The sequence below is a fragment of the Geobacillus sp. 46C-IIa genome, assembly GCF_014679505.1.
Taxonomy (GTDB): domain Bacteria; phylum Bacillota; class Bacilli; order Bacillales; family Anoxybacillaceae; genus Geobacillus.
In genome coordinates, this window is sequence record NZ_CP061474.1 from 2,423,500 (window position 1) to 2,437,480 (window position 13,981).

11 protein-coding genes are annotated in these 13,981 nt (G+C 54.0%); 3 read left to right on the top strand and 8 right to left on the bottom strand.

Annotated features, from left to right (window positions below):
- Window positions 1-109: 109 nt before the first annotated feature.
- The 5 genes from IC803_RS12015 to IC803_RS12035 form a co-directional block, all read right to left on the bottom strand.
- Window positions 110-895 (bottom strand): SDR family oxidoreductase, encoded by a 786-nt coding sequence (locus IC803_RS12015; RefSeq protein ID WP_081206719.1) that lies wholly within the window; start codon window positions 893-895, stop codon window positions 110-112.
- 103 nt (window positions 896-998) lie between these two features.
- Window positions 999-1,220 carry a hypothetical protein gene (locus IC803_RS12020; RefSeq protein WP_190304202.1) on the bottom strand — a complete coding sequence of 74 codons (222 nt, stop codon included), beginning with the start codon at window positions 1,218-1,220 and terminating at the stop codon, window positions 999-1,001.
- A 121-nt stretch (window positions 1,221-1,341) separates the two neighbouring features.
- On the bottom strand, window positions 1,342-2,625 hold the full coding sequence (gene odhB, locus IC803_RS12025) for a 2-oxoglutarate dehydrogenase complex dihydrolipoyllysine-residue succinyltransferase (RefSeq protein ID WP_081206717.1): 1,284 nt from the start codon (window positions 2,623-2,625) through the stop codon (window positions 1,342-1,344).
- Between the two features lie 25 nt (window positions 2,626-2,650).
- Window positions 2,651-5,506 carry a 2-oxoglutarate dehydrogenase E1 component gene (locus IC803_RS12030; protein WP_081206716.1) on the bottom strand — a complete coding sequence of 952 codons (2,856 nt, stop codon included), beginning with the start codon at window positions 5,504-5,506 and terminating at the stop codon, window positions 2,651-2,653.
- A gap of 326 nt (window positions 5,507-5,832) precedes the next feature.
- Window positions 5,833-7,809, bottom strand: a complete 1,977-nt coding sequence (locus tag IC803_RS12035; RefSeq protein WP_081206715.1) for a methyl-accepting chemotaxis protein — start codon at window positions 7,807-7,809, stop codon at window positions 5,833-5,835.
- 149 nt (window positions 7,810-7,958) lie between these two features.
- Here IC803_RS12035 and IC803_RS12040 point away from each other — a divergent pair, with 149 nt between their 5' ends.
- The 3 genes from IC803_RS12040 to yyaC all read left to right on the top strand — a co-directional run bounded on the left by IC803_RS12040 (window position 7,959) and on the right by yyaC (window position 9,752).
- Window positions 7,959-8,156 (top strand): YbxH family protein, encoded by a 198-nt coding sequence (locus IC803_RS12040; protein WP_081206714.1) that lies wholly within the window; start codon window positions 7,959-7,961, stop codon window positions 8,154-8,156.
- 152 nt (window positions 8,157-8,308) lie between these two features.
- Window positions 8,309-8,983: a GNAT family N-acetyltransferase gene (locus IC803_RS12045; RefSeq protein ID WP_081206713.1), complete on the top strand. Its 675-nt coding sequence runs from the start codon at window positions 8,309-8,311 to the stop codon at window positions 8,981-8,983.
- Between the two features lie 220 nt (window positions 8,984-9,203).
- On the top strand, window positions 9,204-9,752 hold the full coding sequence (gene yyaC, locus IC803_RS12050) for a spore protease YyaC (protein ID WP_081206712.1): 549 nt from the start codon (window positions 9,204-9,206) through the stop codon (window positions 9,750-9,752).
- A gap of 42 nt (window positions 9,753-9,794) precedes the next feature.
- Here yyaC and ptsP read toward each other — a convergent pair whose 3' ends face one another.
- The 3 genes from ptsP to ptsG all read right to left on the bottom strand — a co-directional run bounded on the left by ptsP (window position 9,795) and on the right by ptsG (window position 13,907).
- A complete protein-coding gene (ptsP, locus tag IC803_RS12055; protein ID WP_081206711.1) occupies window positions 9,795-11,516 on the bottom strand; it encodes a phosphoenolpyruvate--protein phosphotransferase in 1,722 nt (573 codons plus the stop codon).
- The gene (locus IC803_RS12060; protein WP_063166467.1) at window positions 11,516-11,779 is read right to left on the bottom strand and encodes a phosphocarrier protein HPr; all 264 of its coding nucleotides are present in this window, start codon (window positions 11,777-11,779) and stop codon (window positions 11,516-11,518) included. The genes ptsP and IC803_RS12060 overlap by 1 nt, the downstream gene beginning before the upstream one ends.
- 112 nt (window positions 11,780-11,891) lie before the next feature.
- Window positions 11,892-13,907, bottom strand: coding sequence for a glucose-specific PTS transporter subunit IIBC (gene ptsG / locus IC803_RS12065; protein WP_081206710.1), 2,016 nt, complete (start codon window positions 13,905-13,907; stop codon window positions 11,892-11,894).
- Between the last annotated feature and the right edge of the window lie 74 nt (window positions 13,908-13,981).

Below are 13,981 nucleotides of genomic sequence, written 5' to 3' on the forward strand. Positions count from 1 at the left end.
CCACTCATCGGGCTGCGCCCGGCACGTTCCTTGGGGATGGGAGACTTCTTTCGGAAATGACGTAAAAAATCCTTCTCGCACTCCGGATGAGCGACAAGGCATGAGCTTTCTAAATCGCTTTCACCATACCGCCATCGACGATCAACGCCTGCCCGGTGACGTACGAGTTTGCCTCCGACAGCAAAAAGACGACAACGTTGGCAAACTCCTCAGGCGTCCCGTAACGGCCGAGCGGAATGACGCTTCTCATGCGCGCTTCCATTTCCTCTTTCGTAATGCCGAGCTTTTCCGCATTCACCTTGTCTAAAAAGGCGACCCGTTCCGTCGCGATCCGTCCGGGAGCGACTGTGTTGATCAAAATGTTGTCAGGGGCGAACTCCGCCGCAAGCGTTTTCGTCAGCCCGACAATCCCGGTGCGGAACGTATTGGACAAGATGAGCCCCGGAATAGGCTCTTTGATGGACGACGAGGCGATATTGACAATTTTGCCGCCTTTTTTCTTTAAATAAGGCAGCGCTTCACGAATCAGCCGAATGTAGCTCAATAAATTGAGCTCGAACGCGTATTGCCAGTCTTCGTCGCTCACTGTTTCGAACGTTCCCGCCGGAGGGCCGCCGGCGTTATTGACAAGCAAATCGATCGTTCCAAACGTCTCCGCCGTTTTGGCGACAAGCCGACGGATGTCATCCGCTTTCGTCACATCGGCGCGCACATAAGCGACGCGCCCCTTATGTAAACTGCTCAGCTCCTCGGCGACTTCCTGCAGTTTTTCCTCATTCCGGCTTGTAATCATCACGTTCGCTCCTTCAAGCACAAGCGCCCGGGCAATCGCCTTGCCAAGCCCTTGGCTTGAGGCAGCAACAAGCGCCGTTTTCCCGGCCAATCCGAACTCCATGGTCATCCCCCCGAAAAAATAGTCATAACAAGTAACAATATTCGCGCTCGTTCGCCATTTTCCTTCTTTGCGGATCCGCGAAAAAAGCGATTCGCCTGGCGAATCACTTTTTTCCTTCCATTAATGACCGAAATGGTTTCATTCCTTCTTCCACTTCAAGGTGATCAACGTGGAATGGGCCAGGGTTGGCCGACTGCAGCGGATCAGCATCGCTTCGCACCCCGATGGCCTCGGCGCCGTCAGCAGCCGCATCATTGATGATGCTTTCGCGGGCGCCGTCGCGGTAAAACTCGTGCGGATGGTCGTTTCGTCCGCGCTCTGGCATATGATCTCCTCCTTTTTGACGGTAGTTTTCCGTAAAACAGGGAAGTTCATTCGCCGCGCTGTACCGTTTCGCTGATAAAAACGGGGAGCCCGCACGCCGCGGACTCCTTTTTTTTTCGGTATTAACTTTCAAGCAATAAGTCTTCCGGATTTTCGATCAAGTCTTTCACCGTTTTTAAGAACCCAACCGCTTCCTTGCCGTCGATGATGCGGTGATCGTACGACAGGGCGACGTACATCATCGGACGGTTTTCAATCCGCTCCTCATCGATGGCTACCGGACGCAGCTTGATCGAATGCATCCCTAAAATGCCGACCTGCGGACCGTTTAAGAGCGGGGTCGATAAAAGCGAGCCGAATACGCCGCCGTTTGTGATCGTAAACGTGCCGCCTTGCAAATCGGCGAGCGACAGCTTGTTGCTCCGCGCTTTCGCCGCTAATTCGGCGATGTCCCGCTCAATTTCGGCGAAGTTTTTCCGGTCGCAGTCGCGCACAACCGGAACGACAAGCCCTTCATCGGTCGAAACGGCCACGCCGATGTCGTAATATTTTTTCAGCAAAATTTCATCGCCCTGAATTTCCGCGTTGACGTATGGATATTTTTTCAGCGCCGCCACGGCCGCTTTGACGAAAAACGACATAAAGCCAAGGCGGACGTCATGCTCTTCAAAAAACTTGTCTTTTTTCCGTTTGCGCAACTCCATGACCGCTGACATGTCGATTTCGTTGAACGTCGTCAGCATCGCGGTCGATTGCGAAACTTCAAGCAGCCGCTTGGCGATCGTTTGCCGGCGGCGCGACATTTTTTCGCGGATGACCGGCTTGCCGCTTTCCGCTGCGGGAGTCGGCGTTGGCGCCGAAACGGGCGCCGCCGTCGGAGCCGGTTGCGGCGCCGCTTGCGGAACAGCGGCCGGCTGGGCGGCAAATGAAGCAACGTCCTGCTTGCGGACGCGCCCAAGCGGATCAACGGTCGGCACTTGCGCCAAATCGATCCCTTTTTCGCGCGCCATTTTTCGGGCGGCCGGCGAAGCGACCGGGCGTTGGCCCGGCGCTTGGGCGACAGCGACCGGCTGCGGTGCCTGTTGCTCGGCGCGGTCAGCCGGCATGACCGTTTCCGTTTCGTCAACCGGCTTTGGTGCGGCCTGCGGGGCAGCGGCTGGTGCTGCAGCCGCTCCCTCGCCGATGATGGCGATCGCTTGGCCGACGGCGACCGTGTCGCCTTCATTCGCCAGCAACTGCTGCAAAACGCCCGACTCTTCAGCCATAATTTCGACGTTCACTTTATCCGTTTCTAATTCACAAATCGACTCGCCTTTTTCCACATAGTCGCCCGGCTTTTTCAACCATTGAGCGATGGTGCCTTCGGTGATGGACTCTGCTAGTTCCGGGACTTTGATCTCAGCCACGTTGATGCCCTCCTCAAACGTTCAATCATCGTTCATATTTCGTTAATGCACAGCGAATAATGCGCTCCTGCTCTTTCCGGTGGACGACCGGATCGCCTTCCGCCGGACTCGCCCGCCGGCGCCGCCCGATATAGCTGACATCGACGCCGTCTGGGGCAAGGGCCCGCAGGCGCGGCTCCATATACGTCCAAGCGCCCATGTTTTTCGGCTCCTCTTGCACCCAAACGAGCTCTTTTACGTTCGGGTAACGCGCGATAATCGCCTGCACCGCTTCTTCTGGGAACGGATACAGCTCTTCAACGCGCACGACATGCAGCCAGTCAAGCCCTTCCATTTTGCCGATTTGTTCCGCTAAATCAATCATCAGCTTGCCAGTGCCAAACATGATCCGCTCGACCTTGCTGGCGTCAGTCCCTAATCCCGGCTGCTCGAGCACCGGCGAGAATGCGCCATGAACAAGCGCATCAGCGTCGGATGCCGCCAGCGGATGACGGAGCAAGCTTTTCGGCGTCATTAAGACGAGCGGGCGCACTTCTTCTTTTTGCAGCAGCGCCGCTTGCCGACGCAAAATATGGAAATATTGTGCTGCTGTCGACAAGTTGGCGACCGTCCAGTTGTTTTCCGCCGCCAGCTGCAAAAACCGCTCGACGCGGCCGCTCGAATGTTCCGGCCCTTGCCCTTCATAACCGTGCGGCAAAAGCATGACGAGCCCGGACTTTTGACCCCATTTTGCCCGCCCCGACGAGATAAACTGGTCAAACATGACTTGCGCCATGTTGGCGAAGTCGCCAAACTGCGCTTCCCAAAGCACGAGCGTTTCCGGCGCGTACACGTTGTAGCCGTATTCATAACCGAGCACGGCCGCCTCAGTCAACGGGCTGTTGTAAACGACAAACGAAGCTTTCGCGCCGCTGATATGATGAAGCGGAACGTACTCTTTGCCCGTTTTCACATCGTGCAGCACTAAATGGCGCTGGGCAAACGTGCCGCGCTGTGAGTCTTGGCCGGTGAGGCGGATCGGCACGCCATCTTGCAAAATCGTCGCAAACGCCAACGTTTCCGCGTGCGCCCAGTCGATTTTGCCATTTTGCATAAATACGCCGCTGCGCCGCTTTAAAATGCGCTCAAGCTTGTTAAAGACATGGAAGTCAGCCGGGAACTCGAGCAGCTCCTCATTGATGCGGTGAAGCACGTCTTTCGCCACGCCTGTTCTCACTTCCGGCAGCCGGTCGACGACCGGTTTTGGCGGATCCATAATGAAATCGAGCTCCTCTTCGTTTTTCGGCACCCGTTCATAAGCAATTTTCAACCGTTCGGCCACTTCCTGTTCCATTTCTTCGACTTCCTGCTCGGCGATGATCCCCTTTTCAACCAGCTTTTGCGCATACAGCTCGCGCACGGTCGGATGCTGGTGAATGATGCTGTACATGATCGGGTTCGTCGCCATCGGCTCATCCATTTCGTTATGGCCGAAGCGGCGATAGCCGATCAAGTCGATGACAAAATCTTTTTTAAACCGCTGGCGATACGCAAACGCCAAGCTTGCCGCCGCCAGGCAGGCCTCCGGATCGTCGGCATTGACATGCACAATCGGCACTTCAAACCCTTTCGCCATATCGGAAGCATACGTTGTCGAACGGGAATCGTAACTTTCCGTCGTAAAGCCGATCATGTTGTTGGCGATAATATGAATGGCTCCGCCGGTCGTATAGCCGCCCAGCTGGCTTAAGTTGAGCGTTTCAGCCACAATGCCTTGCCCCGGGAAAGCAGCATCGCCATGAATTAAAATGGCAAACGAAGCCTCTGTCTTTTGCTCCGGCACGCCCGGTTTGGTCCGGTCTTCTTGCGCGGCGCGCGTATAACCGAGCACGACCGGATTGACGACTTCAAGATGGCTCGGGTTGTTGGCGAGCGTAATTCGCATCGTATGGGCGCTTTGATTGCGCAGGCGGCGCGCCGCCCCCAAATGGTATTTCACGTCGCCCGTCCAGCCATAGGTAATGGCCACCGCTCCTTCAGACGGAATAAAGTTTTTGCTCTCCGCATGCTGAAACTCGGCGAAAATCATTTCATACGGCTTTCCAAGCACATGCGCAAGCACGTTCAGCCGGCCGCGGTGCGCCATGCCGATGTTGACGGCGTCAATCTCCTGTTCGATCGCCTGGCGAACAAGCTCATCGAGGAGCGGCACCATGGCGTCAAGTCCCTCAATCGAAAAGCGCTTTTGCCCGACATACGTCCGGTGGATGAATTTTTCAAACCCCTCCACTTCCGTCAGGCGGCGCAACAAAGCGACCCGCTCTTTGTTCGCCAAGCTCGGATAGTACGCTCCGGACTCGATTTGCTGGATGAGCCAGTTCCTTTCCTCTAGATTATGTACTTGCGAGAATTCAAAGGCGATTTTATCTGTATAGATTTTGCGCAAGTGCAAGATGGCATCCCAGCCGTTTTTGACATGCGCCGGGGCATGCGGGCAAAGAAATGCGACCGGAATGCGCTTTAAATCTTCCTCCGTCAAATCATACTCATCAAGTTCGAGGCGGCGCAGCTTTTTCTCCTCTTTCACAATCGGGTTCGTATCGGCGGCCAGATGGCCATAATGGCGAATGCTGTCCGCCAATTTGACGGCGGCGACAAGCTTGCTGAACACGGTCGGTGTTTCCGGCAGCCGGAACGTTTGATGCGTCTGCGCCGCTTCATGATCCGCAGGAGAAACCGGCTCCTCGACGACCGGCGCCCCCCATTGTTCAAACAATTGTTTTAGTTCCGGGTCGACGCTGTCCGGGTCATCGAGATACTGTTCGTACATTTCGATGACATAGCCGAGGTTCGGCCCGTAAAACTGGCTCCACGGTTGAGCGTAGTTCGTCTGTTTTGCCATCGTGAAAAAACCTCCAACTAGTTTTCGTGTCCCTCGGGTCAGCCGGCGGCGATGATTAAGACGCCGCGCCCCCATTTGGCTACCATTATTCCCGAATGAACAACAAAATAACTGTATAAACGTTTTCACTGTTTATTTTAGCACTATTAGCCGCTAAAATCGACGCAGAAACTTAAAAAAATTCAACTCATTATCATTGTATGAATAGTATGAATAGAAAAAATAAAATGTCCGTTTGAGAGGCGGCCGGCTAAACGGCGGACAACGCGCGTCCGCAGCCTGGCTGCGCCAATGAAAAAACGCAGCCGGACAAAGGCTGCGCTTTTTTACGAGAGCTTGAATTTTTCCACAAGCTGCTTCAATTGTCGGCTCATCTCGCTTAACGTTTCCGCTGATTCGGTCACTGTCGCAAGCGCCTGCAGCTGGTCATCGGCCGAAGCGGCCACTTCTTCTGCCGCTGCCGCCGATTGCTGGGCAATGGCGGCAATGTTTTGCATCGCGCCAATCACATCGTCTTTGCTTCCGTTCATCCGCTTCGCTTCTTCCATCACAGCGGCGAGCGCAGCTGTTAATTGTTCCATCATGCCGGTGATTTTCATGAACGAATCGCCGGTCGTATGCACCGCTTCCCGCTGCTCGTTGTACGCTTGTTTGGAGCGGCCGACGGCCTCGATCGCCAATCCGGCTTGCTGCTGAATAGCCGCAATGGTCGCACGGATCATTTCGGTCGCTTTTGCTGACTGTTCCGCCAGCTTGCGCACCTCGTCGGCGACAACGGCAAACCCTTTGCCATGCTCGCCGGCGCGCGCTGCCTCAATGCTCGCGTTTAACGCAAGCAAGTTCGTCTGTCCGGAAATGGCGGTAATCGTTTGAATGACTCCATCAATTTCATCCATTTTTTTGACCAGATCGCTAATGACGTTTTCTACTGCGGACAGCTCGTGTTTCGCTTCCTCCGATTTTTGCTGCAAAACATTTAAATGCTCCAGGCCGTCGTAGCTGGCCGTTTTCGTGTCGTTCGACAGCGATTCCATGCCGGCTGTCGCACTTGTGACCGCTTCAATTTGCTGTGACAATGCCGACGTCTGCTCATTGATCGTATCAAGACTTCCGGCTTGATCGGTCGTCCCTTTCGCAATTTCACCGATCGCTTTCGCCACTTGTTCGCTTGTTGCCATCGTTTCTTCCGAGACGGCACTTAAATGGTCGGCTGAAGCCGCCAACTCGTTCACCGATCGATTCACTTCACCGATCAGCGCGCGCATATGCCCGATCATGTCGTTGAAATGGCGGGCGAGGCGTCCGATCTCATCTTTTGCCGCTACACGCGCCTGCACCGTCAAATCGCCGGCCGCCGCCTTTTCGACTTGCTCTTGCAGAACAATAATCGGTTTCGTAATCGAGCGCGCTAAAAAGTAAATGGCAATAAGCGCTACAATCAGCGCGATCACCGTAATGACGAGCATGTTCATCCCAAGCGAGCGGCTCATCGCCGATAAGTCTGCTTCCTTATAGACAGCGCCTATTTTCCAGCCAAGTTCCGGAACCGTCGTAAAATACATGACCCGCTGTTCACCGTCTTGCTCGTATTGCCGCATTCCTTTTTCATGTTCGAGCATATAGCGAACCGCCGCGTTTTTTGCCATGTTTTTTCCTTTATATTGCGGGTGGACGACCGCCGTTCCTTTTGCATCAAACAACACCGGATAGCCGTGATAGCCAACGTCGCTCGCATTGACAATTCTCGTCACTGCATCAAGCGTCATGTCAATGCCGATGACGGCAGCGACGCGGCCATTTTCACTCACTGCCTTGGCCAATGTCACAACATGTTTGCCTGTAATCGCATCGACATACGGTTCTGTCCACACGACTTCGTCCGGGCGTTCTATCGCTTCTTTATACCACGGGCGGCTTGTTGGATCGTATCCGTCCGGAAGCTCCGTCGTCGGCGTAATGTGCATCTTCTTCCGCTCCGTGCCAATATAGATGAACTGCACATTTTCATGAACGCGCAAAAACGTGCGGAACTGCTTTTCAAGTTGCGGCCATGCTTTTTCGTCTTGAATCATTTGCATCGCCGACGGTGATTCGCTGAACTGCATTAGGCTGTTCTCCTCGCTTTGAAAGCTGTCGCGAATATCGCCAAGCAGCCCGTCGAGCGCCGCCTGCGCCCGCTGTTTGACATCGGCGTCAACGAGCTGCCGCATTTGCACAACACCGACGAGCTGCGTTGCCGCCAACGATACAATCAATAATAAGGCCATCAAGACAATCAACTTGCTGCGCAATGTCCGGAACACTCGCTATTTCTCCCCTCTGTTTCCTATTTTTGTCGAGCTATATTCCATTATAAAAGGACGATCGTCCCGCGTCCATAGGATTAGCTTCTTAATTCATACATAGCGGGCGGCGGCGGGCGGAACAATAAAAAACAGGCAGGTGAACAGCGATGGGTGCCATTGAACATGAAGGCTATCGATTCGAAATCGAATACAGCGTCCTGTTGCAAAAAGGAGCACTGCACGTCTACCGTGACGGTGAATTGATCGAGGAAATTGTCTTTCCGTTTCACGGCCAAAAGCCAGACGAGCAGCAGATCGAAGCGTTGGTCAGCGAATACGTTGAACAACACGCCCACAGCCGCTAACAGCGGCTGTTTTCTTTTCTGCGAAAATCCCGTCGGCAAGCGGTGATTTTCATCCCCGAGTCGAGGGCAAACCGTTGCCCATGGATCTTTTCTTGGCGTTTTTTCTAGGTTTCGGTTATGATGAGGGTAAAACGAACGAAAGGGGGATCGGCGTGTACAAAAAACGGCTATACGTCTTTGACGGCGACACGCCGCGACAGGCAGTCATCCGCAACTATACGAAAAGCGATTTTTCCGCACTCATCCGCGTGCAGCAGGAAAGCTTTCCGCCTCCGTTTCCGTCCGAACTGTGGTGGAACGAGGCGCAGCTTGAAAACCATGTCACCTTGTTTCCGGAAGGGGCGCTATGCGCCGAAGTCGATGGGCGCATTGTCGGATCCATGACCGGGCTCATCGTCGACTTTGACCCGAACCATGCCGACCATACATGGGAAGAAATAACCGACGGCGGTTATATTCGCAACCATCGCCCGGACGGCAATACGCTTTATGTCGTTGACATTTGCGTTTCCCCGCCGTACCGGAAGCTCGGCCTTGGCAAGTGGCTCATGCAATCGATGTATGAAGTCGTCGTTCATCTCGGGCTCGACCGGCTGCTCGGGGGCGGACGGATGCCTGGTTATCACCGCTATGCGAACGAACTGTCCCCGGAAGAGTACATTCGCAAAGTGACGGCCGGTGAGTTGAAAGATCCGGTTATTACGTTTTTGCTTCGCTGCGGGCGCACACCGCTTGCGATTGTCCGCAACTATTTAGAAGACGAAGAATCGCTCAACCATGCTGTGTTAATGGAGTGGCGCAATCCGTTTAAAAGGCCGGTGAATTAATGAAAAAGGCGGCTCATCCCAACTCTTGTTCAATTAGAGAAACCTTGTCAGATCTGTTCTCCTTTCTGATCAAATACAATTGGTTTGAGCAAAAAACTCGTTTTTCACCAGCCTTTTAAGCAAACTTAAGGAAAAATTTTCAATCCTGAGAAAGAAAGGAATCGCTGGCAGCGGTCGCGAATAAGAAAGCAAGAACAGAGACGGAAAGGACTCGTAAGCGATGAGACCGATTCCCTACAGCGATCCGCTCGCTCCTTTACTCATTCGCAATGAACTGTTTTCCTTGCTGCCGGCGCACACCCGCCATCTGACCGTTGTTTGTATCGGCAGCAACCGCATTAACGGCGATAGCTTAGGTCCGTTTGTCGGCACGCTGCTTGAGAATGTTTATCCGGATCATCTAACCGTCATCGGCACGCTGCAAGAGCCCGTCGATGCCACCAATCTCCGCTTCGTGCATGAGCGGCTGAACGAACGCGGCTCCTACGTGCTGGCGATCGACAGCATCGTCGGTCCGCGCCCGTTTGTCCATACGATCGCCATTCGCCCCGGCGCGCTCGCTCCCGGCACGGCGCTTGGCAAATCGCTTCCCCGTATCGGCGATGTAAGCATTATGGGCGTGATGATGGAAGAAACAGCTGATATGAGCACGCTGCCGTATACGAATTTGCACATTGTTTATCAAATGGCGAAAGTCATCGCCTTAGGCCTCTCGTTAACGGTCCGGCAACGGTATGGCTATGAATCGTCCGCACCGCTTTTGGCGTAAATAGAAAAAGCGCGGCGAACACGAATGTCGCCGCGCCTTCATTTAGGCGATATGGAACGTTTGTTTGATAAACGCCACAACTTCCTCAGCCGTGCCGAGCGACAGCACCGTCTCTTTGATGCGGGCCGCCTCTTCTTTCGCCAGCTGTTTCAACTGGGCGCGCGCCGGCAAAATCGAAGTGGCGCTCATGCTGAACTCATCAAGCCCGAAAGCAAGCAAAATCGGAATCGCAATCGGGTCGCCGGCCATTTCCCCGCACATGCCAACCCACTTCCCTTCGCGGTGGGCGGCGTCGATGACGTGGCTGATGAGCCGCAAAATCGCCGGATTGTACGGTTGATATAAATACGAAACGCGCTCATTCATCCGGTCGGCGGCCATCGTATATTGGATTAAGTCGTTCGTGCCGATGCTGAAAAAGTCGACTTCTTTCGCGAACTGATCGGCCATCACCGCCGCGGCCGGAATCTCCACCATCATGCCGACTTCAATGTCATCGGCGACCGGCACACCTTGGCGGAGGAGCGCCTCTTTTTCTTCGAGCAAAATCGCTTTCGCTTGGCGGAATTCCTCAAGCGTCGCAATCATCGGAAACATAATTTTCAAATTGCCGTGTACGCTCGCCCGCAGCAAAGCGCGCAGCTGGGTGCGGAACATGTCCTGCATTTCTAGGCAAAGGCGAATCGCCCGGAATCCTAAAAACGGGTTCATTTCTTTCGGCAAGTTTAAATACGGGAGCTCTTTATCGCCGCCAATGTCAAGCGTGCGGACGACGACCGGCTTGCCATTCATTTGTTCAAGCACCGTTTTGTAGGCGGCAAACTGCTCTTCCTCCGTCGGCAGCTCTGAGCGGCCCATGTATAAAAACTCCGTCCGATACAAGCCGATGCCTTCCGCTCCGTTCGCGAGCGCCCCTTTTACATCGTCCGGCGTGCCGATGTTGGCCGCCAGCTCGACGTGTACGCCGTCGGCCGTCACCGTCGGCTCATGGACGAGTTTCGCCCATTCTGCTTTTTGCGCTTCATAGCGGGCTCGTTTTTCTTCATAATGGGCGAGCCGCTCCGGCGACGGGTTGACAACAACTTGTCCATCCAGCCCATCGATGACGACGATGTCGCCGTTTTTCACCTCCGCCGTCACCGCCTTCGTGCCGACGACAGCCGGGATTTCGAGCGACCGGGCCATAATGGCCGAATGCGATGTCCGTCCGCCGATGTCAGTCGCAAACCCTTTGACATATTGCCGGTTCAGCTGCGCCGTATCGGACGGTGTCAAATCTTCGGCGATAATGACGACTTCTTCCGAAATCAAACTCGGGTTTGAAATCGTGACGCCAAGCAAGTGGGCAAGGACGCGCTTCGTTACATCGCGGATGTCGGCAGCCCGCTCCTTCATGTATTCATTGTCCATTCCTTCGAACATGGAAATGAAAAACGATGCGGTTTCGTCAAGCGCATACTCGGCATTTACTTGCTCTGTTTGAATTTTTTCTTTAATCGGGTTCAGCAGCTCCGGATCATCAAGCACAAGCAAATGGGCAGCAAAAATGGCGGCTTTGTCTTCGCCGAGCTTCTCTAAAGCGTGCTGTTTAATCGCCTCGAGCTCTTCTTTCGCCTTGGCGACCGCCGCCTCGAGCCGCGCCACTTCCGCCTCAGCATCGGTGACCGATCGTTTTTCAGCCGCCAAATGAGGGGCTTCTAAGCGGTATGCCTTGGCAATGGCAATACCGCTTGATGCAGCAATCCCATGAATGGTTTTTTCCATTACTCAGCAAGGCCTTCTTTCGCCAACGTGTCCGTTAACGCTGCCATCGCCTCTGCTGCATCGGCCCCTTCTGCCGTAATTTTAATCGTTGCCCCTTTCGGAATGCCTAACGACATGACGCCCATGATCGATTTCAAGTTGACGGTTTTCCCGTTGTATTCGAGCTGGATTTCGCTGTTAAATTTGCTCGCGGTTTGCACTAAAATTGTCGCTGGACGGGCATGGATGCCAGAGTCTGAAGTCACTTTAAACGTTTTTTCCATCGTTCATCAATCCCCTTCTTCATCATTTTTCTTTGCCATCATACCAAATGCATGGCGAGGGAGCAACGGAAAATGCTTGTCCCTCCCCCCGCATCAATGATTGACAGGCGGTTCAGCCGATTTCAACGACGCCGTCTTCGCCTTGAGCAACCGCACCTTGCTTTTTGACGCGCACCACTTCACCGGCTTGCAAGTTCGTGAAAATGATCGGTGTAACAATGGACGGTGCGTTATTTTTCACATAGTCGAGATCGACGCGCAAAATCGGCTGCCCTTTTTTCACTTCGTCGCCTTCCTTGACGAGCGCTTCAAATCCTTCGCCGTTCAGTTTCACTGTATCAATGCCGAAGTGGATTAACACCTCATACCCCCCGACCGACTCGATGCCAATAGCATGCTTTGTCGGGAATACATTGATGATTTTCCCATCGACCGGGGAGACGACCGTGCCATCTGTTGGCATGACCGCGAAGCCGTCGCCCATCATTTTTTGTGAAAATACTTGATCCGGCACGTCGGACAGCGACACGATTTCCCCAGCGAGCGGCGAAGCGATTGCTTCCGCCCGGGCTGCAGCCGGCGCCGCTTCCTTCGGCTCTTCTTTCGTTTTTGCCGGTGCTTTTCCTTGCATAATATCATGAATTTGCCCTTTTAAGATGTCCGACTTCGGACCGAAGATCGCTTGCACGTTGTTGCCGACTTCGAGCACACCGGCAGCGCCGAGCTCTTTCAGCCGGTCTTTATCGACCTGGCCGATGTCACGGACCGACACGCGCAAGCGCGTAATGCACGCATCCAAATGTTCGATATTTTCCTTTCCGCCAAGAGCGGCAAGCACTTCATACGGCAAATCGCCGGCGGCCGCTTCAGCTTTTGGCGCTTCGTCGCCCATTTTTTCACGGCCTGGCGTCGCCAAGTTCCATTTGCGAATCGCAAAGCGGAACCCGAAGTAATAAATGACAGCAAACGCCAATCCGACCGGAATGACAAGCCACCACGCCGTCCGGTTCGGCAGGACGCCGAACAGCAGGAAGTCAATGACCCCACCGGAGAACGTCATCCCGATTTTGACGTTTAATACGTGCATGATCATAAACGATAACCCGGCAAAGACGCAATGAACAGCAAACAAAGCCGGAGCGACGAACAAAAACGAAAACTCGATCGGTTCCGTAATCCCGGTTAAAAACGACGTCAGCGCCGCTGAGCCCATGATGCCGGCGACAACTTTTTTGTTTTCCGGACGCGCTTCATGATAAATCGCGAGCGCTGCTGCCGGAAGACCGAACATCATAAACGGGAACTTCCCGGTCATAAACGTGCCGGCTGTCAGCTCCACGCCATCTTTCAGCTGTTCGAAAAAGATTTTTTGGTCGCCGCGCACAATTTGGCCGGCCTTATTGACATATTCGCCAAACTCATACCAAAACGGTGAATAAAAAATATGGTGGAGGCCAAAAGGGATCAATGCCCGTTCGATCACACCGAAAATGAACGCTGCAACCGTTCTGTTCGCATCAATCATGTTGTGCGAAAACGCATTTAACCCGTGCTGGATCGGCGGCCAGACAAACGTCATAACAATGCCAAGCACAACGGCAGAAGCCGCTGTCACGATCGGCACGAACCGCTTGCCGGCGAAAAAGCCGAGATATTGCGGCAGTTCAATATTAAAATATTTGTTGTACATATACGCGGCCAAAATCCCGACGATAATCCCGCCGAACACGCCCGTTTGCAGCGTCGGAATGCCGAGAATGTTGGCAAATGACGGGTCGGTGCCGACCATATCGGCGGTTACGCCTAAAACGACGCCCATCGTGACGTTCATAATTAAGTAGCCGATGATTGCCGCCAAGCCTGCGACCCCTTCACCGCCGGCAAGACCGATCGCCACACCGACGGCAAACAAAAGCGACAAATTAGCAAAAACGATGCCGCCCGCCTGTTCCATGACGTTTGCGATCAACACGATCCAGTCGGCTTTTAACGCCGGAATTTTGTCAGTGAGCGCCGGGTTTTTCAATGCGTTGCCGAACGCCAGCAAAATCCCTGCCGCCGGCAAAATCGCCACCGGGAGCATGAGCGCTTTCCCGACCCTTTGCAGCGTGCCAAACGCTCGTTTCATCCTCACGACCTCCTTTAGTTTCCTTTTCTTAAGTTTTGCAGCAAACGGCGGATTCATGTACTGAAAAATGGACG